The sequence below is a fragment of the Streptomyces sp. NPDC003327 genome (assembly GCF_053589515.1).
The window spans coordinates 44901-63808 of sequence record NZ_JBSFSA010000030.1 but is presented as its reverse complement, the minus strand read 5'-3'; the positions used below and the strand labels follow the sequence as shown (position 1 = coordinate 63808).

The 18908-nt window shown below is 74.5% G+C and carries 17 protein-coding genes; 6 read left to right on the top strand and 11 right to left on the bottom strand.

Features of this window, described 5'->3' with window-relative positions; genetic code table 11:
• Positions 1-33: 33 nt before the first annotated feature.
• From ACWDVG_RS21845 to hutU, 9 genes are all read right to left on the bottom strand, one after another.
• Positions 34-2037 carry a hypothetical protein gene (locus tag ACWDVG_RS21845; RefSeq protein ID WP_451701004.1) on the bottom strand — a complete coding sequence of 668 codons (2004 nt, stop codon included), beginning with the start codon at positions 2035-2037 and terminating at the stop codon, positions 34-36.
• A 122-nt stretch (positions 2038-2159) separates the two neighbouring features.
• On the bottom strand, positions 2160-2969 hold the full coding sequence (locus ACWDVG_RS21840) for a polysaccharide deacetylase family protein (RefSeq protein WP_451701003.1): 810 nt from the start codon (positions 2967-2969) through the stop codon (positions 2160-2162).
• Positions 2966-4312, bottom strand: a complete 1347-nt coding sequence (locus ACWDVG_RS21835; RefSeq protein ID WP_451701002.1) for a glycosyltransferase — start codon at positions 4310-4312, stop codon at positions 2966-2968. The genes ACWDVG_RS21840 and ACWDVG_RS21835 overlap by 4 nt, the downstream gene beginning before the upstream one ends.
• 34 nt (positions 4313-4346) lie before the next feature.
• Positions 4347-5423: a GNAT family N-acetyltransferase gene (locus ACWDVG_RS21830; protein ID WP_451701001.1), complete on the bottom strand. Its 1077-nt coding sequence runs from the start codon at positions 5421-5423 to the stop codon at positions 4347-4349.
• Between the two features lie 183 nt (positions 5424-5606).
• Positions 5607-6209 (bottom strand): hypothetical protein, encoded by a 603-nt coding sequence (locus ACWDVG_RS21825; RefSeq protein ID WP_451701000.1) that lies wholly within the window; start codon positions 6207-6209, stop codon positions 5607-5609.
• Positions 6210-6254: 45 nt separating this feature from the next.
• Positions 6255-7520, bottom strand: coding sequence for an imidazolonepropionase (gene hutI / locus ACWDVG_RS21820; RefSeq protein WP_451700999.1), 1266 nt, complete (start codon positions 7518-7520; stop codon positions 6255-6257).
• A 14-nt stretch (positions 7521-7534) separates the two neighbouring features.
• Positions 7535-8875, bottom strand: a complete 1341-nt coding sequence (locus ACWDVG_RS21815) for a formimidoylglutamate deiminase (RefSeq protein WP_451700997.1) — start codon at positions 8873-8875, stop codon at positions 7535-7537.
• Positions 8866-10056: an allantoate amidohydrolase gene (locus ACWDVG_RS21810; protein WP_451701020.1), complete on the bottom strand. Its 1191-nt coding sequence runs from the start codon at positions 10054-10056 to the stop codon at positions 8866-8868. Before ACWDVG_RS21810 ends, ACWDVG_RS21815 begins: the two co-directional genes overlap by 10 nt.
• A 17-nt stretch (positions 10057-10073) precedes the next feature.
• Positions 10074-11828 (bottom strand): urocanate hydratase, encoded by a 1755-nt coding sequence (gene hutU / locus ACWDVG_RS21805; RefSeq protein WP_451700996.1) that lies wholly within the window; start codon positions 11826-11828, stop codon positions 10074-10076.
• Between the two features lie 93 nt (positions 11829-11921).
• On the opposite strand from hutU, the gene ACWDVG_RS21800 reads away from it, so the two are divergent.
• From ACWDVG_RS21800 to ACWDVG_RS21775, 6 genes are all read left to right on the top strand, one after another.
• Complete coding sequence (locus tag ACWDVG_RS21800) at positions 11922-13367, top strand: diaminopimelate decarboxylase (protein WP_451700995.1); 1446 nt, start codon at positions 11922-11924, stop codon at positions 13365-13367.
• A 32-nt stretch (positions 13368-13399) separates the two neighbouring features.
• Positions 13400-13894 carry an SRPBCC family protein gene (locus ACWDVG_RS21795; RefSeq protein WP_451700994.1) on the top strand — a complete coding sequence of 165 codons (495 nt, stop codon included), beginning with the start codon at positions 13400-13402 and terminating at the stop codon, positions 13892-13894.
• A 216-nt stretch (positions 13895-14110) separates the two neighbouring features.
• Positions 14111-14557 (top strand): hypothetical protein, encoded by a 447-nt coding sequence (locus ACWDVG_RS21790; protein WP_451700993.1) that lies wholly within the window; start codon positions 14111-14113, stop codon positions 14555-14557.
• The gene (locus tag ACWDVG_RS21785) at positions 14554-15321 is read left to right on the top strand and encodes a transcriptional regulator (protein ID WP_451700992.1); all 768 of its coding nucleotides are present in this window, start codon (positions 14554-14556) and stop codon (positions 15319-15321) included. Before ACWDVG_RS21790 ends, ACWDVG_RS21785 begins: the two co-directional genes overlap by 4 nt.
• Positions 15322-15362: 41 nt before the next feature.
• Positions 15363-15767: a roadblock/LC7 domain-containing protein gene (locus ACWDVG_RS21780; protein ID WP_451700991.1), complete on the top strand. Its 405-nt coding sequence runs from the start codon at positions 15363-15365 to the stop codon at positions 15765-15767.
• Between the two features lie 92 nt (positions 15768-15859).
• Positions 15860-16231 (top strand): hypothetical protein, encoded by a 372-nt coding sequence (locus tag ACWDVG_RS21775; RefSeq protein ID WP_451700990.1) that lies wholly within the window; start codon positions 15860-15862, stop codon positions 16229-16231.
• Positions 16232-16247: 16 nt separating this feature from the next.
• On the opposite strand, the gene ACWDVG_RS21770 is transcribed toward ACWDVG_RS21775, so the two are convergent.
• The gene (locus tag ACWDVG_RS21770) at positions 16248-17087 is read right to left on the bottom strand and encodes a MurR/RpiR family transcriptional regulator (RefSeq protein WP_451700989.1); all 840 of its coding nucleotides are present in this window, start codon (positions 17085-17087) and stop codon (positions 16248-16250) included.
• A 376-nt stretch (positions 17088-17463) separates the two neighbouring features.
• On the bottom strand, positions 17464-18849 hold the full coding sequence (locus ACWDVG_RS21765; RefSeq protein ID WP_451700988.1) for a cystathionine beta-synthase: 1386 nt from the start codon (positions 18847-18849) through the stop codon (positions 17464-17466).
• Between the last annotated feature and the right edge of the window lie 59 nt (positions 18850-18908).

Sequence of the window (18908 nt, the reverse complement as noted above, 5' to 3'; positions counted from 1 at the left end):
CCGGGGCGGCTCGGGCTCGGGGGCGGCTCGGGCTCAGGGGCCGGCGGGCGGCCCGTACCGGAGGACGATCCCGTCCTCGTTCTCCATCAGGACGTGGAAGCGCGGGGAGTCCTTGAGCGCCTCGCGGACGGTGTCGAAGCCGCCCTCCGGCAGGTAGCCCTCGCCGATGACGGCCTCGGACTGGGTGCGGGTGAGGATGACGAAGGCCGTGCGCCCCTCGGGGACGCCTCCGGCGAGGTAGCCGGCGGGGTCCTTGAGCATGCGGAGGTTCTCCTCGACCTCCTGCTCGGTGAAGAACCAGCGCTCGTACTTGTCGTAGCGGTAGTACGCGTCGGGGAAGGCTCCGGTCGCGGCGATGATCAGGGAGCCCTCCGGGGCCCGGTCGAAGGCGAGGCGGGTGAGCGCGGTCTCCCCGGGCGGCGCGTAGTGCATGCCCTCCTTGCCGTAGTACGAGGGCAGGAAGCCGGCCAGCATGGCCGTCAGGGTGACGGGCAGGGCGACGGCAGCCGCGCGGCGGGCGACGGTGGCGGCGCGGCTCGCGGCCCCGGCGGCCGGGACGAGCGCGGCGGCCGCGAAGAACGCCGCGCCGGGCAGGCCGAAGAGGTAGACCCGGAAGACCATCTCGCCGCCGTAGTCGTTGACGGCGAACATCGGCAGCGGCGCGGCGGCGGCGAGGATCAGCGGCAGGGCACTGCGGGCCAGCCTGCGGCGGAGCAGCACGGCCGCGGCGGCGAGCCCGCCGAGGGCGAGGACCATGAGGACGTTGGCGCTGCCGACCAGTTCGGGGCCGGGGCCGGTCGGGTCTCCCGCGAAGCCGGGCCGCGAGTTGCCGAGCAGGTCGCCGGCCTTCTCGCGCAGGGTGCCCAGGGTGTCGAGGAACAGCTCGCGGCCCATCGTCAGGTCCCAGGCGAGCATGATCGCCGCGGCGACGGCGAGGAGGCCCCAGTTGCGGTAGCGGCGGGTGAGGCAGAGCGCGAAGAGCGACGCGCACAGCATCACCGGGGTGAGCTGGTGGGCGGCGTTGATCGTCGCGATGACCGGGATCAGGAAGAGGACGGCGACGGCCCGCTGTCGGGTGGTGGTGGGCGGCGGGACGGCGGCGGCGGCCGGGTCGAGCGCGGAGCGGTCGCGCAGCGGGCCCGCCGAGCCGGGCCGGACGAAGTGCCGGACGACGACGGCGAAGACGGTGAGGTAGAGCAGGTACGAGAAGCCCTGCGGGGAGAGGTAGTCCTGGCCGACCCAGTTCGCCAGCTGGAAGATCCACACGCCGGTCCACACGAGCCGCCAGTCGTCGCTGAACGTGCGGTAGACGAGGATCAGGACGGGCACGGTGAGCAGACCGAGCGCGACCGGGGCCCAGTTGATGAAGGAGGCGGCGGCGTCCACGCCGAAGGCCCGCACGAGGGCGGCGTCGAGGGCGAAGAAGCCGGGCCACTGGTCGTAGGCGGACATGCCGCCGGAGAGTTCGCGGCCGGGGTGGACGGTGCCCTCGGTGAGCAGCCGGGTGATGATCGCGTCGTGCTTGGACGCCCAGGCGTAGCGGACGGTGTCGTAGAGGATCGCGGGCGGGGCCTTGAGGGCGAAGAGCATCGCCGCGCAGTAGGTGGCCGGCCAGAGCGGTGCGGTGCCCGCGCGCCGCAGGGTGAGGACGAAGCCGAGGGTCAGGACGGCGAGCGCGGCGTAGAAGGCGAGGGGGAAGCGGTCGAGGAGGCCGAACTCCTCGATGGAGCGGAAGCCGATCCTGGGCAGCGCCCAGAGCCACAGGGCGGCGGCGACGAGCAGCGGCGTGATCCCGAGGGCCGTCGGGGAGAGCAGCGCGGCGGCGGGGCCGGTGCGGCGGGGGGCGGGCCGGGCGGCCGCGGTCCGCTCCGGCGTGACCTCCGCCCCGGCCCCGGTGCTGGCGCCGGTCCCGGCCCCGGTCTTGTTCTCGGTCTCGGTCGTGGTCTCGGTGGCGGCCCCCGTGGCGGGCGGGGCCGCGGCCTCGCGGTCGGGTGCGGCGGGCGGCGGGGCCTGGGCGGGCACGCCGTCCCCGGTCACCGGTCTGGGCCCTTGGTGTTGCACGACGCCTCTCCCCCTACGCACTGCGCTTCTCGTCCATGAATCGACTCCCGCACGGTACGTGCGGGTTGTCGAGCTTGTCCGTCGGTTCCCCGGATCGCTCAGCCGGCGAACTCCGGCCCCTTCAGCAGGGCCCGCGCCCTGCGGTACATCCGCCAGCCGACCGTGGGCAGCGAGTCCGGGTACGGCGCCGCCTTCGCGCCCCGCCCTTCCATCCACCGCTCGACGTCGGCGACGGTGTGCCCGCGCCGCAGGATCAGGCGCGCGATGCGGTACGGCTCGTCGGCCCCGGAGCTGAGCGCGTGCCGGACGGCGGCGGCCGAGGCGTACCCGGCGGCGGCCGCCGCCCGCCGCACCGCCGGGCTGTTGTAGCCGTGCGGGTAGGCGAGGTGGCGGACCTCGTGCCCCAGGACGTCCTCCAGGACCGCCTTCGACTCGCGCAGCTCGCGCCGCAGGGCCTTCGGGGCGAGGGTGTCCAGCTGGGGGTGGGTGACGGTATGGCCGCCGACCTCCATCCCGTACTGCTCCAGGCGCGGGGCCTGCGCCAGGGTCATCATCGGCGCGGGCGGCAGCAGGCACGGCCGGCCCGGGGTGATCGCCCCGGTGGTGAGGTAGGCGGTGGCGGGCAGCCCGCGGGAGGCGAGCGCCTCGGCGGTCGGCCCGACGAGGTCGGCGAAGCCGTCGTCGAACGTCAGGACGACGGGCCGGGGCGGCAACGGGGTGCCGGCCGTGAGGTGGTCGACGAGGGTGCCGACGGTGACGGCGGTCCGGCCGCTGGCGACGATCGCGTCGAGCTGTGCGGCGAACTCCTTCGGGGTGACGGTGAATTCGGCGATCCACTCCGGCGGGTCCTCCGTCACCGCGTGGTAGAGGAGGACCGGTATGCGGCTGCCGACGGGTGCTCCGCTCATCGCCTCCCTCCCCGCGCACGCGCCGTCAGATAGCCGAGGGGTCCGTAGAGCATGCCGCGTCGCTCCAGTCGGGAGAGGCTGCGAGGCCAGGGGTGGTGGTGGGTGCCGTGCTCGCCGGGGACGCCGCCCTCGTGGCCCTCCCCGCGCCGGGCGGTCATCGTCCGGGCGTGCGCGAGTCCGCGGGGCAGCCGGGCGAGGAGCGCGGGCAGCAGGCGGGGGCTGCGGACCAGGGTGGCGGTGAGGTACGCGGTGAGGCCGGCGCCGTAGCCGTACGCCTGGTTCCGCAGGTCCTGCCAGGTCTCGCGGTGGTGGTGCCAGACGACGGCCTCGGGCGTGTAGCGGAGCCGGAAGCCGGCGGAGAGCACGGCGACGAACGCGTACAGGTCGTCGCCTCCCTTCGCGGCGGTCCCGGTGCCGGTGGCCGGGTCGAAGCCGCCCGCGGCGCGGAGCGCGTCGGCGCGGAAGGCCATGTTGGCGCCGGAGCCGAAGCTGCCCGCGGTGAACGGGAACAGCGGCTCGTCGGCGGGCGGCCGGGCCGCGTCGTACAGGCGCGGTGCGAAGCCCTTGGCGAAGCCCCCGTGCGATTCGAGGAGGATCTGGGCGGGGGTGCGCAGCCGGGCGGGCAGGATCAGCCCGGTGACGCAGCCGAGGCCCGGGTCGGCGGCGAACGGCTCGGTGAGCGCGCGCAGCCAGCCCGGGTCGGCGATCACGTCGTCGTCGGTGAAGGCGAGGACGTCGCCGTCCGCGGCGGCCGCGCCGGTGTTGTGGGCGACGGCGAGGCCCGGGGTGTCCTCGCGCACGTACCGGACGCGGCCCGGGTACTTCCTCGTGACCAGGTCGTACGTGTCGGTGGTGCGGGGCGCGTTGTCGACGACGACCAGCTCGTGGTCGGGGTGGTCCTGGTCGAGCAGCGAATCCAGGGCGCGGGCGAGCTGCTCGGGCCGCTCGCGGGTCGCGACGACGACGGAGGCGCGCGGCGGGGCCGCCGGGGCCGCGGGTCCGGGTCCCGGGCGGGACGCGGTGTCGGCCGCCGCCAGGGCCTCCGCGGCGGTCCGGGCCCTGCGACCGTCCTCGGCGAGCCGGTCCCGGGCGAGGGCGGCGAGCACCTGGGCGGCGTCCTGCCCCTCGCCCACGGTGCCCAGCACGGTGGCGGCGGGACGCCCCCGGAGCCGTACGAGCGCGTAGACGTCCCCGGCCTCGACGGGCGGCCCGCCGGGCGCGGGCCGGAAGGAGAGGACGGCCGGGTCGGGACCGGAATCCGGGCCGACATCGGGGTCGACGTCGAGGTCGAGGTCGAGGTCGAGCTCGGCGACGGAGACGGGCCGGGGCGGACGGTTGCTCATCGGGACTTCTCCCACGGGCGGGTGTACGGGGCGGCTAACGGGTGACCCGCAGGCGGGCGAGGTGGTTGAGGGCGGTGCGGCCGCGGGCCGCGAGCGCGGGGCGGCCGCGGACGAAGCGGTGCGCACGGCGGGCGGGTTCGCGGCCCAGCCAGTGGAGGGCCGCCCGTGCGCCCGGGCGCACGACGGCCCCCTCGTACACGGTCAGCTCCCCCGTCTTCAGGGCGTCCTTGTACTCGGCGTCGCCGCGCCCCAGGTCCAGCATCCCGATCCCGGCCGCCGCGGCGGCCTCGGCCATCCGCAGATGGAGGACGAGGCCCGGCGAGTACTTCGCGAACTCCGGGTCGTACGCCGGGAACCAGCAGGACAGGACGGTCGCCGACCGCAGCCCGAAGTGGGCGGCGACCGGCCGCTCCCCCACGTACAGCACGGAGAGCACGCCCGAGCAGCCCGCGCTCCGCAGCCCGTGCAGCCGGCGCACCAGCGTGGTGATCCACTCCTTGGCGAAGCGGTCGCGGCGGCCCGTCCTGCGGTACTGGGCGGACTTCCACTCCATCAGCGTGCGCAGGGCCGCCGGATCGCGCTCGTCGAAGACGAACCGCACCTCACCGTCCGCCTGGCGGCCGAGCCGCCGCTCCTTGGCGAGCGTGGTCTTCAGGAACTTGGGCGCCTGGGTGCGCAGCAGCGCCTCGTAGGCCGCGTACCCCTCGCCGACGTCGATGACGGGCGAGGCGAAGGCCTCGGTCGCCGCGCCCTCGAAGAGGGGCTGCCCGGCCTCCAGGTTGTCGAACTCCCAGACGGAGAGCCCGCAGTGGCGCAGCAGGGCGCGCGCGCCGGGCCGCAGTCCGGGCCGCAGGACGGCCCCCTGGCTGTCGGAGACGCCGAAGCCGATGGCCCGCCCCTGGCCCAACGGCCCCTTCTCGTACGGGAAGAAGCCGACGGGCTCGTCCCCCTCCCACCAGACGGCCACCCGTGAGCGCGGCCGCACCTCGGCCACGAGCCGGGTGAACTCCGGCTCCATGAACGGGTTCGCGGGCGCGCCGGACGTGGTCCGCAGCTCGCGCCACGCCTCGACCTCGCGTTCGCTCAGCTCCCCCGGCCTCACGATCCGCATGCGGACAGCGCTCACCTTGCCGACCCCCCGGTCTTCCCCCTGAGTCCTGCCAGGACAGGACGGTACCGGTCCACAACCCTCCGAGACAGGGATACTCGGTCTTTCTGTGGCCAACCCGTGAAGGAGCGGACACCGGGGGGGGAGCGGTGGTGGTCCGGGGACGGACGGGGCGGGGGCCGGTGCCTACCAGCCGAGCTCGGGGCCGTCCAGGACCTCGCCGCCGATGTGGGCGGCGAGCTTCGCCGCCCGGGGGAGGTCGCCCCACTTGTCGACGTGCACGAAGACGGTGTGGTGCGGGGTCCAGTCGCCGATCTGGGCCCGGTCCCCGTGCAGGAGGAGCTGCACGCCGTCGTACTTGGCGGAGCCGCGGCTGTCCGACTCGGCGTCGTCCGGCCACCGCCCGTGCCACTCGACGGTTCCCTGACCCTGGTCGGCGGCCCGCACGACCGCCTCGGCGATCGCCTCGGCCACGGCCGAAGGCACGTCGCCGGAGAGGGCCAGCGGCAGTTCGGCCCGGATCTCGTCGTCGGTGGCGGTGTCGAGGTCGAGCTCGCAGAAGAGGTACGTGCCCGTCTCCGGGTCGTACCGGGCTTCCTCGTGGTCGACCATAGTCGGCCCTGGGAACAGCTCCTTCACCCGCCGCGCCTGCTCGACCGTGCGCACCCCGGCGTCGATGTAGACGGTGTCGTCGACGTACTCGAGCAGCGCGACGAGCTTCCGCGCCCGCTCGTACGCGTCGAGGGCGTCGGTGGTCCGGTGGACGGCGTACGCCCGTGAGTTCCCCATGGGGGTCACGCTCGCACGGGCGCCGCCGCCGCGGCCACCGGTTTCTCAGACGGTGCGGACGCCCTTCCGCCAGACCTGCGCGACGAGCGGGACGCCGGGGCGGTAGGCCAGGTGGACGTGCGAGGGGGCGTCCAGGACGGTGAGGTCCGCACGGGCGCCGGGGACGAGGCGGCCGACGTCGGTGCGGCGCAGGGCCGCGGCGCCGCCCGCGGTGGCGGACCAGACGGCCTCGTCGGGGGTCATGCCCATGTCCCGTACGGCGAGGGCGACGCAGAACGGCACGGAGGACGTGAAGGACGAGCCCGGGTTGCAGTCCGTGGAGAGCGCCACGGTGACGCCCGCGTCGAGGAGGCGCCGGGCGTCGGGCCACGGGGCGCGGGTGGAGAACTCGGCGCCGGGCAGGAGGGTGGCGACGGTGTTCCCGGAGGCGAGGGCGTCGACGTCGGCGTCGGTGAGGTGGGTGCAGTGGTCGGCGCTGGCGGCGTCGAGTTCCACGGCGAGCTGGACGCCGGGGCCGTGACTCAGCTGGTTGGCGTGGACGCGGGGGTGGAGGCCCTTGGCCCGGCCGGCCGTGAGGATCGCCCGCGCCTGGTCGCCGTCGAAGGCGCCCTTCTCGCAGAAGACGTCCACCCAGCGGGCGTACGGCGCGCAGGCGTCGAGCATCGGGCCGGTGACGAGGTCGACGTAGGCGGCGGGGTCGTCGGCGTAGTCCGGGGAGACGATGTGCGCGCCGAGGTAGGTGACCTCGTCGGTGTGTTCGGCGGCGATGCGCAGGGCGCGGGCCTCGTCCTCGACGGTCAGGCCGTAGCCGGACTTGGTCTCGAAGGTGGTGGTGCCCTGGCGGAGGGCCTCGGTGAGGTAGCGGACGACGTTCGCGGAGAGTTCGGCGTCGGTGGCGGCGCGGGTCGCGGCGACGGTGGTGCGGATGCCGCCCGCCTTGTACGCCTGGCCCGACATGCGGGCGTTGAACTCGGCGGTGCGGTCGCCGGCGAAGACCAGGTGCGAGTGGGAGTCGACGAAGCCGGGGATCACCGCGCGGCCGCCGGCGTCGACGCGGTTGTCAGTGGCGGGTGCTTTGCTGGATTCACCGACCCAGACGACGCGGTCGCCTTCGACGACGACGGCCGCGTCCTGGATCAGGCCCAGGGGGGATCGATCACCGAGGGAGGGATCGTTGGTGACGAGGCTTGCGATGTTGACGACGGCGGTGGCGCTCGTGGCCACGGTGCTGTTCGCGCTGGTGGGGGCGGAGGTCGCCGCGGCGCTGTTCGTCGTCTCGGGGCTGTTCGTCGTCTCGGGGCCGGTGGTCATGAGAGCTGTCTCCTTCAGCCGCGCAGGGCGGCGATCGCGTCCGCGAGGGCCCGGGGCACGTCGGGCACGGACTGGTGGACCCCGTCCCGCACGACGTGGCGGCCGCCCACGACCGTGTGCCGCACGTCCGCGGCCGACGCTGCGAATACCGCCGTCTCGGCTGCCAGACGCGGCACCGGTCCCGCTGTCCTGACCGAGTCGAGGGCGATCGTCGTGAAGTCGGCGAGGGCGCCGGGCTCCAGGGTGCCCGCCCCGTCCCAGCCGAGGGCGGCGTGGCCGTCGGCGGTGGCGGCGCGCAGCAGCGCGGCGGCGGTCCAGTGGCCGCGGGTGCGGGTGCGGAGCCGCTCGTCGAGCTCCATCGCCCGGGCCTCCTCCAGGAGGTCGATGACGGCGTGGCTGTCGCTGCCGAGCGAGAGCGGGGAGCCGGCGCGCTGGAGGGCGGCGGCGGGTCCGATGCCGTCGGCCAGGTCGCGTTCGGTGGTGGGGCACATGCAGGTGCCGGTGGAGGTGGAGCCGACGAGGGCGATGTCGGCGTCCGTCATGTGGGTGTTGTGGACGCCGGTGGTGCGCGGGCCGAGGACGCCGTGTTCGGCGAGGAGCGCGGTGGGCGTCATGCCGTGGGCGGCCAGGCAGGCGTCGTTCTCGGCGGTCTGCTCGGAGAGGTGGACGTGGAGCGGGGCCCGCCGGTGCTGTGCCCAGCGGGCGACCGTGCCGAGCTGGTCGGCGGGGACGGCGCGGACGGAGTGGACGGCCGCCCCGATCCGTACGCCGTCGCGCTCCTTGAGGGCGGAGACCCGCTCGGCCCAGGCGTCGGCGGTGCCGTCGGTGAAGCGGAGCTGGTGGGGTTCGGGGGCGGCCCCGAAGCCGGAGGAGAGGTAGGCGGTGTCGAGGAGGGTGATGCGGAGGCCGGCGTCGGCGGCGGCCGCGATCAGGGCCTCGCCCATGGCGTTGGGGTCGGCGTAGGGGGTGCCGCCGGGCGCGTGGTGGAGGTAGTGGAACTCGCCGACGGCGGTGACGCCCGCGAGGGCCATCTCCGCGTAGACGGCGCGCGCGAGGGCGAAGTAGCTGTCGGGGGTGAGGCGCTGGGCGACGGTGTACATGACCTCGCGCCAGGTCCAGAAGGTTCCGGAGCCGACCTGGACGGTGCCGCGCAGGGCCCGGTGGAAGGCGTGCGAGTGGGCGTTGGCCAGGCCGGGGAGCGTGAAGCCGCGCAGGACGACGGCGCCGGGCGGCGGGGCGTCGGCCCCGGTCCGCACGGCGGCGATCCGGCCGTCGGTCACGTCGAGGGCCACGCCCGGCTCGACATGGGTGTCGAGCCAGGCGTGTTCCAGCCAGTACGTCGTCGTCAGCGGCACGCCAGGTCCTCCAGTACGTCGGCGAGGGCGCGGACCCCGGCCACGCAGTCGTCCTCGGCGGCGAACTCGGCCGGGGAGTGCGAGACCCCGGTGGGGTTCCGTACGAACAGCATGGCGGTCGGGATCGACTCGGACAGGATTCCGGCGTCGTGTCCGGCTCCGGTGCCGAGGACGGGGATCTTCTCGCCGAGGACGCGGGACAGCTCGTCGCGCAGGGCGTGCGAGAAGTCGACGACCGGGGTGAAGGACTCCCGGACGACGGCCAGGTCGATGCCGTGGCGGTCGGCGTGGGCGCGGGCGGCTGCCTCGATCCCGGCGGTGACGGCGTCCAGGGCGCCCTGGTCGGCGGCGCGGGCGTCGAGCCAGCCGCGCACGAGGGACGGGATGGCGTTGACGCCGTTCGGCTCGACGGAGATCTTGCCGAAGGTGGCGACGGCGCCCGCGAGTTCGGCCTCGCGGCGGGCGGCGAGGACGGTCTCGGCGTACGTCAGCATGGGGTCGCGCCGGTCGACGAGCCGGGTGGTGCCCGCGTGGTTGGCCTCGCCCGCGAAGTCGTACCGCCAGCGGCCGTGCGGCCAGATGGCGGAGGCGATGCCGACGGCGTCGCCGGACAGGTCGAGGGCGCGGCCCTGCTCGACGTGGAGTTCGACGAACGCGCCGATCCGGGCGAGCCGTTCGGGGTCCGGGCCGATGGTGTCCGGGTCGTGGCCCGCGGCCTCCATGGCCTGCGGGAGGGTGATCCCGTCGGCGTCGCGGAGCTCGTACGCCTGCTCCTTCGTCAGCCGGCCGGCGGTGAGGCGGGAGCCGACGCAGGCGAGGCCGAAGCGGGCGCCCTCCTCGTCGCCGAAGTTGACGATGGCGAGGGGCCGCCGGAACGAGGCGCCGCGGGCGCGGAGTTCGTCGAGGGCGGCGAACGCGGAGACGACGCCGAGGGGGCCGTCGAAGGCGCCGCCGTCGGGCACGGAGTCCAGGTGGGAGCCGGTGACGACGGCGTCGCCCGCGGCGGGGTCGCCGAGCCAGGCCCACTGGTTGCCGTTGCGGTCGGTCTCGACGTCCAGGCGGCGGGCCTCGGCCTGCATCCGGAACCAGAGGCGGCAGTCGGCGTCGGCGCCGGTCCAGGCGTAGCGGCGGTAGCCGCCCGAGGCGGCGCTGCGGCCGAGGGGCCGCAGCGACCGCCACATGGCGTGGAAGCTCTCGCTCACGCGGAGGCCTCGCCGTCGGTGGCGCCGGAGCCCTCGGGGCCTGCGGCCTTGGAACCGGCGCCCTCGGAGCCCCGGCCGTCCGAGCCCTGGCCGTCCGAGCCCTCGCGCATCGGGACGCGGACGCCCTTCTCGGCGGCGACGCGCTCGGCGATGTCGTATCCGGCGTCGACGTGGCGGATGACGCCCATGCCGGGGTCGTTCGTCAGGACGCGGCGGATCTTCTCGCCCGCCAGCGCGGTGCCGTCGGCCACGGAGACCTGGCCCGCGTGGATCGAGCGGCCCATGCCGACGCCGCCGCCGTGGTGGAGGGAGACCCAGGAGGCGCCGGAGGCGACGTTCACCATGGCGTTGAGCAGCGGCCAGTCCGCGATGGCGTCGGAGCCGTCGAGCATGGCCTCGGTCTCGCGGTACGGGGAGGCGACGGAGCCGCAGTCGAGGTGGTCGCGGCCGATCGCGAGCGGGGCGGCGAGGGTGCCGTCGGCGACCATGTCGTTGAACATGGCGCCGGCCTTGTCGCGCTCGCCCTGGCCGAGCCAGCAGATGCGGGCGGGCAGGCCCTGGAAGTGGACGCGCTCGCCGGCCATCGTGATCCAGCGGCGCAGCGACTCGTTCTCGGGGAAGAGGTCGAGGATCGCCTTGTCCGTCTTGTGGATGTCCGAGGCCTCGCCGGAGAGGGCGGCCCAGCGGAAGGGGCCCTTGCCCTCGCAGAACAGCGGGCGGATGTAGGCCGGGACGAAGCCGGGGAAGGCGAAGGCGCGGTCGTATCCGGCGAGCTGGGCCTCGCCGCGGATGGAGTTGCCGTAGTCGAAGACCTCGGCGCCCGCGTCCATGAAGCCGACCATGGCCTCGACGTGCCGGGCCATGGACTCGCGGGCCCGGGTCGTGAACCCGGCCGGGTCCTTCGCGGCGGCGTCGGCCATGTCCTCGAAGGCGATGCCGACCGGCAGGTAGGAGAGCGGGTCGTGGGCGGAGGTCTGGTCGGTCACGATGTCGATCGGGGCGCCCTCGGCGAGCATCCGCGGGAGCAGCTCGGCGGCGTTGCCGAGGAGGCCGATGGAGAGCGGGCGCCGGGCGTCGCGGGCCTCGACGGCGAGGCGGAGGGCGTGGGCGAGGTCGTCGGCCTTAACGTCCAGGTAGCGGTGCTCGATGCGGCGCTCGATGGCGCGCGGGTCGACGTCGACGCAGATCGCGACGCCGTCGTTCATGGTCACGGCGAGGGGCTGGGCGCCGCCCATGCCGCCGAGGCCGGCGGTGAGGGTGATGGTGCCGGCCAGCGTGCCGCCGAACTTCTTCGCGGCGACGGCGGCGAAGGTCTCGTAGGTGCCCTGGAGGATGCCCTGGGTGCCGATGTAGATCCAGGAGCCGGCGGTCATCTGGCCGTACATGGTGAGGCCGAGCTGCTCCAGGCGCCGGAACTCCTCCCAGTTCGCCCAGTCGCCGACGAGGTTGGAGTTGGCGATGAGGACGCGCGGGGCCCACTCGTGGGTCTGCATGACGCCGACCGGGCGGCCGGACTGGACCAGCATGGTCTCGTCCTGCTTGAGGGTCCTCAGGGTGCGGACCATGGCGTCGAAGGAGCGCCAGTCACGGGCGGCCTTGCCGGTGCCGCCGTAGACGACGAGCTTGTCGGGGTGCTCGGCGACCTCGGGGTCGAGGTTGTTCTGGAGCATGCGGAGGGCGGCTTCCTGCTGCCATCCCAGGGCGCTCAGTTCCGTACCGCGCGGGGCCCGTACGGGGCGGGGTCCTGACATGGCGATGCCTCCTCGTTGTCGATCAGATATTCACATCCTGACCTGATGAATAGATGTAGTCAACAGGGCGTGCCGCTCCGGCGATGGGCCAGGATGACTCCCATGGCTTCCTCCCGCCGCGATCTCGCCGTCCGAGCCGCCGTCGCCCAAGGACTCCTCACCCCCGCCCAGCCCGTCGTCGCCCTCCTCGACACGGCCGGCATCCGCGCCTCCGCCGCCGCCCTGATCAGCGCCTTCGCCCCGCTCGGCGGTACGGGCGGGGGCGCGGGTGCGAGCCCGAGCGCCGGAGCGGGCGGCGCCGCCCCCGGCACCGCCACAGTCCCCACCCCGGGCACCGCCCCGGGCACCACCCCCGCCGCCTCCACCCCCACCCCCGGCACCCTCCACGCCTTCGCCGTCAAAGCCGCCCCGCTCGTCCCCGTCCTGCGCCTCCTCCACGAGGCGGGCCTCGGCGTCGAGGTCGCGAGCCCCGGCGAACTGGCCCTCGCCCGCGCCGCCGGCGTCCCCGCCTCCCGTACGGTGCTCGACTCCCCCGCCAAGACCCCCGCCGAGCTGCGCGAGGCCCTCGCGCTCGGCATCGCGGTCAACGCCGACAACTTCCAGGAGCTGGCCCGCCTCGACGCGCTCGTCGCCTCCGCGCCCACCGCCTCGCCGCTCGGACTGCGGGTGAACCCGCAGATCGGCGCCGGCTCCATCGACGCCCTCTCGACCGCCACCGCCACCTCCAAGTTCGGGGTGGCGCTGCGCGACGAGGGGGCACGCGAGGCCGTCGTCCGGGCGTACCTCGCACGCCCCTGGCTCACCCGCCTGCACACCCACACCGGCTCCCAGGGGGTGCCTCTCGCGCTCATGGCCGAGGGCGTGCGCGAGGCGTGGGCGCTCGCCGAGGAGATCAACGCCCGGGCCGGCCGCCGCCAGGTCGACACCCTCGACATCGGCGGCGGACTGCCGGTCAACTTCGCCTCCGACGAGGAGACGCCGACGTACGCCGAGTACGCCCGCCTGCTCGCCGACACCGTCCCCGGCCTCACCGCCGGCCGCTACCGCCTCGTCACCGAGTTCGGCCGCTCCCTGCTCGCCAAGCACGGCACGGTCCTCACCCGGGTGGAGTACACGAAGACCTCCGGCGGCCGCCCCATCGCCGTCACCCACGCGGGCGTGCAGCTGGCCACCCGCACGGTGTACGCCCCCGCCGCCTGGCCGCTGCGCGTCCTCGCGTACGACGCCGAGGGCCGCCCCCGCACCGGCGAGGTCACCGTCCAGGACGTCGCGGGCCCCGCCTGCTTCGCCGGGGACCTGCTCGCCACGGGCCGCGCGCTGCCGCTGCTGCGCCCGGGGGACGTGGTGGCCGTCCCGGACACCGGCGCGTACGCCTTCGCCCACCACTACGCCTACAACAGTCTGCCGAGGCCCGCCGTGCACGGCTTCACGGTCGCCGACGACGGGACGGTCGCCTTCGCGACGGTCCGCCCCGCCCAGACCCCGGCCGAGATCGTGGCGGAGGCGGGCGGCGCCCACGCGGACGCGCTCGTCCGGTAGCGGCGGGCCCGCGCCACGGCTTCCATGGACCCATGACCACACCAGGCTCGGACCGGGACAGGGGCACCACCACCGTCGTCGTGGAGCGCCGGGTGGCCGCCTCCGCGGGGCGCGTCTGGGAGGCGATCACCGACCTCCCGGACATGCCCCGCGTCCTGACCGGTGTCCAGAGGGTGGAGGTGCTCACCGAGGGCGTCTTCGGCGTCGGCACCCGCTGGCGCGAGACGCGGCGGATGCTGGGCAGGGAGGCCACGGAGGAGATGACCGTGACCGCGTGCGAGGCACCGGAGCGGTACGTCACCCAGGCCGAGTCGCACGGCATGCGCTACGTCTCCGAACTCGCCCTGCGGCCGTCCGGGCGCCCGGACGCCACCGTCCTGCGCATGACGTTCTCCGCCCGCCGGGCCGACGGCCGCGCGCCCGGCGCCGTCACCCGGCTGCTCGCCCGCTTCGGCGCCAGGGCGGTCGCGAAGGCCCTCGCGAAGGACCTGTCCGACATCGCGCACGACGTGGAGTCCCGCGCCTGAACCGCGCGGGGCCGTCGAGGCCCGCCGGGGGCCTCCCGGCATTCTCGCCGATCAATTCCGGCCAGCCTCAGGCATGTTCCGATGGAAAATGCCAGAACCCCTCCCTCGGAGCGGGACGTTCAGTAACGTCACCGTCACTGGCGTACGCCCCGTGCGCCGCACGGCCGTGCGTCCGCGTGCCGTGCGTCCGCACGCCGCAACGGGAGGGGAGCCCGCGTGCCCGGAATCGACGAGTGCCTGATGGAGGCCATGCTCCTGCCGGGCGCACGCGGAGCCTCCCTGGTCGACTGGACCAGCGGCCTCGCCCTCGGGACGGCGGGCGAATCACCGGTCGGCGACCACGAGACGACGGCCGCCGAGACCGCTGAACTCGCCCGCGCGGCGGCCGAGTTCGACAGCTTCACCGCCCCCGCCGAGGCGTCCGGCGCCGTTCCCGGCGAGACACCCGGCGGCCTCCCCCGCGAAGCCCCGGGCGACCCGAAGGCCCCGCCCGTCGAGGACCTGATCGTCACCACCCGCTCAGGGTTCCACGTCATCCGCTTCGTCGCGACGGCCTTCGACAGCAGCGTCTTCCTCCACCTCTGGCTCGACCGCGACACCGGCAACCTCGCCCTCGCGCGCATCCGCCTCCGCGACCTCGCCGAGAGGCTGGTCCTCGGATGACCGTCTCCCCCATGCTCGTCCGGCTCGCCGCCGAGCGCGCCACCGGAGCCCTGCTGCGCGACCACGGCACGCTCTACCTCGTCGACGGCCGGGTCGTCCACGCCGAGAGCCCCGCCGCGCCCGGCGTGGACGTCCTCCTCACCACCGGCGGGCGGCTCCCCCGCGAGGGCTGGGACGAGGCCGTCGACCGGGCCGGCGCCCACCGCGCGGTCGGCCGCTTCCTCGTCGACAGCGGCCGGCTGCACGACGGCGAGCTGGAGATCTGCCACCTCGGCGCCGTCTTCGACGCGGCCTTCTTCGCCCTCTCCCCCACCAGCGGCCCCACCCGCTTCCGGTACGGGGTCGGCCACTGGTTCGGCACGGTGCGCCCGGTCTCCGCCGAGGCCGTCCAGCGCGAGACCGTGCGCCGCCGCGAACTCCTCGACGCCGTCTGGCCGTACGCCTCCGTGGACACCGCCCCCGTCGTCCCCCGCCCCGCCGCCCCCGGCCAGTCCGTCGGAGCCCGCCACCGGGCCCTGCTCGCCGCCGCGGCCGAGCGGAGACGGACCCCGGCCGAGCTCGCCCGGCTGCTCGGCCGCCCCGCCTTCCACACCCTGCTCGACGTCCGCAGGCTCGCCGCCGCCGGCCTGGTCGAGACGGAACCCGAACCCGCGCCCACCCCCCGCCCCGCCCCCCCGCCTTCGGCCCTGCCGGCCACGCCCCTGGCCGATCCCGACATCGCCCTGCTGCGCCGGCTCCGTGACGCCCTGGAGGCACACCTGTGATGAGGCGTGCCCTGCGCATGCGCGCCGAGAGGAGACAGCTCATGACGGCAGAAGCCGAGGTCCTCGGCGAGCTCAGACGGCTGCGGGCCAGGCTGCCCCAGCTCACCGGGGCGCTCGCGGCCAGCGCCGACGGCCTCGTCCTCGCCCACGACACGGTCGACGGCGAGGCGGAGAGCGTGGCCGCGCTGACGGCCGCGGCGCTCGGCGTCGGCAGCCGGCTGACCGACGCCACCGGCCAGGGCCGCTTCCGCGAGCTGCTCGTGCGCGGCGAGGACGGCTACGTGGCGACGTACGCAGCGGGCCGCTCGGCCGTCCTGACGCTGCTCGCGGAGCCCCGCATCAACGTGGGGCGGCTCCACCTGGAGGCCCGCAGGTCCAGTGCGCTCATTGGCGAACTCGTCGACGGCGCCCTGGAGCGCCGCGACCTCAGCCGGCCCCACCCCTGACGACACCGACCCCCTGACGACACCGCACCTGACGACACCGGAACACCGACGCGACCACGCGCAACCCACCGAGAAGGAAGAAGTACGACACCATGGCGAACACCGAGACCTCCCTCAAGGAAGCGGCCTCCATCGACGGCGCGATCGGCGCGGCCCTCGTCGACTACACCAGCGGCATGGCGCTCGGCACGATCGGCGGCGGCAAGGAGCTGGACCTCAACGTGGCCGCGGCCGGCAACACCGACGTCGTACGGGCCAAGGTCCGGGCGATGGACATGCTCGGCCTCGACGACGAGATCGAGGACATCCTCATCACCCTCGGCAAGCACTACCACCTGATCCGGCTGCTCAAGTCGCGCGGCACCAACGGCCTGTTCCTCTACCTGGCCCTGGACAAGGGCCGGGCGAACCTGGCGATGGCCCGCCACCAGCTGAAGAAGATCGAGGCCGAACTGGAGATCTGACCGCCGCGCCCCGGCCTCACTCCACGAAGAGGCCCCGGGCCGCCGCCTTCGTGTCGAACTCCTCCAGACGCGCCTGCGCGTCCGGCAGCTCGTCCGCCATGGCCTCCAGGAGGACCCGGCCGAGCATCATCGGCGCGCAGGCGGTGTCGAAGGCGAGGCCGGTGCCCACGGCGGCCGGGATGAGCAGGTCGCTGTGGGCGGCGACGGGCGCGAACGCCGACTCGGCGACGGTCACGACCGTGAGCCCCGCCGCCCGGGCGTACTCCAGGGCCTCCACGACCTCGCGGGGGTGCCGGGGCAGCGCGAAGCAGAGCAGCGCCGTCGCCCCGGCCCGTACGGCCGCGTCGACGCGGTCGGTGAGCATCGAACCGCCCTCGTCGAGCAGCCGCACGTCGGGGTGGACCTTGGCAGCGAAGTACGCGAAGCCGCGCGCCTGCGAGGAGGCGGCGCGCAGCCCGAGGACGAGCAGCGGCCGGGACCCGGCGAGCAGCCGCCCGGCCCGCTCGACGGGCGACGGGTCGGCGAGGAGCCCGGCGAGGTGCTTCAGGTTCTCGATCTCGGCGAGCACGGCCTGCTGGTACTCGTTGTGGCCGTCGTCCCGGCCCGCGCCGCGCTCGGGAGGCGCGACCTCCCGCAGATGGCGGCGGAGCGCCGGGTAGCCGTCGAAGCCGAGGGCGACGGCGAAGCGGGTGACGGACGGCTGGCTGACCCCGGCGAGCTCGGCGAGCTCGACGCTGGACAGGAACGGCACGTCACCGGCGCGCCGGACCATGCAGTGGGCGATGCGCCGCTGCGTGGGCGTCAGCCGGTGCCCCTCGAAGAGCGCCTGCAACCGTCCGGCCGGGCTGTCGCTCATGCCGTCCCCCTTCCGCCTATTCATCCCCGCATGCTTCTGCATAAGGATATGCACACGCGTGCGGGCACGGGCGGGGAGCGGATCGCGCGGCGAGCGGATTGCGCCGGGAACGGATTGCGCGGGGAACGGATTGCGCCGGGAACGGATTGCGCGGGGACCGCCGCACCCCCATCACTGGGGGGCGGGACGACGGCGGTCCCCGCGGGGGACACGGGCCCGGGTCAGGGCCGGTCTCCGCGTCCGCGGCGTCGCTGGAGGCCCGGGAGCCGCTCCGGTGGTCCGTGACGCCGACAGGACCTACTGTGCAGGACCCGTGTTAAGCGGGTGCTGCGCGGACGTGTCGCGCTCGTACCGGTTGCGCGAACGGCCGCGCGGGCTACTTCGCGCCGCCGCCCGCCAGGAACGCCAGCAGGTCCTGGCGGCTGACGACACCGGTCGGCTTGCCCTCGACCAGCACGATCGCCGCGTCCGCCCCGCCGAGGACGGACATCAGGTCCGCGACCGGCTCGCCGGAGCCGACCTGCGGCAGCGGCGCGCTCATGTGCCGCTCCAGCGGGTCCTCCAGGGAGGCCTTCTTGGTGAAGAGGTGGTCGAGCAGCTCGCGCTCGACGACCGAGCCGACGACCTCGGCGGCCATCACGTCCGGGTGGCCGGCGCCGGGCTTCACGATGGGCATCTGGGAGACGCCGTACTCGCGGAGCACCTCGATGGCCTGGCCGACCGTCTCGTCCGGGTGCATGTGGACGAGGGACGGCAGGCCGCCCTCCTTGTGGCGCAGGACGTCGGCGACGGTGGCGGTGGTGGTGTCCTCCAGGAAGCCGTGGCCGGCCATCCACTCGTCGCTGAAGATCTTCGACATGTAGCCGCGGCCCGAGTCCGGGAGCAGGACCACGACGACGTCGTCGGGGCCGAGCTCGCGGGCGACCTCCAGGGCGGCGACGACCGCCATGCCGCAGGAGCCGCCGACGAGGAGGCCCTCCTCCTTGGCGAGGCGGCGGGTCATCTGGAAGGAGTCCTTGTCGGACACGGCGACGATCCGGTCGGTGACGTTCCGGTCGTAGGCGGTGGGCCAGAAGTCCTCGCCGACGCCCTCGACGAGGTACGGGCGGCCGGAGCCGCCGGAGTAGACCGAGCCCTCGGGGTCGGCGCCGACAACCTTGACCTTGCCGCCGCTGACCTCCTTCAGGTAGTTGCCGGTGCCCGAGATGGTGCCGCCGGTGCCGACGCCCGCGACGAAGTGGGTGATCCGGCCGTCCGTCTGCTCCCACAGCTCGGGACCGGTGGTCTCGTAGTGCGAGCGCGGGTTGTTCGGGTTGGAGTACTGGTCGGGCTTCCAGGCTCCGGGGGTCTCGCGGACCAGGCGGTCCGAGACGTTGTAGTACGAGTCGGGGTGCTCGGGGTCGACGGCGGTCGGGCAGACGACGACGTCGGCGCCGTAGGCGCGCAGCACGTTGATCTTGTCGAGCGACACCTTGTCGGGGCAGACGAAGATGCACTTGTAGCCCTTCTGCTGGGCCACGATCGCCAGGCCGACGCCCGTGTTGCCCGACGTGGGCTCGACGATGGTGCCGCCGGGCTTGAGCTCGCCGCTCTGCTCGGCCGCCTCGATCATCCGCAGGGCGATCCGGTCCTTGACCGAGCCGCCGGGGTTGAAGTACTCGACCTTGGCCAGGACGGTCGCCTGGATGCCCGCTGTGACGTTGTTGAGCTTCACCAGCGGGGTGTTGCCGACGAGGCTGATCATCGAGTCGTGGAATTGCACCGTAATCTCCGGGGTCTCCGTAATGGTGTGGCCAGCGTATGCGTAGTCGGAGCCGGTTA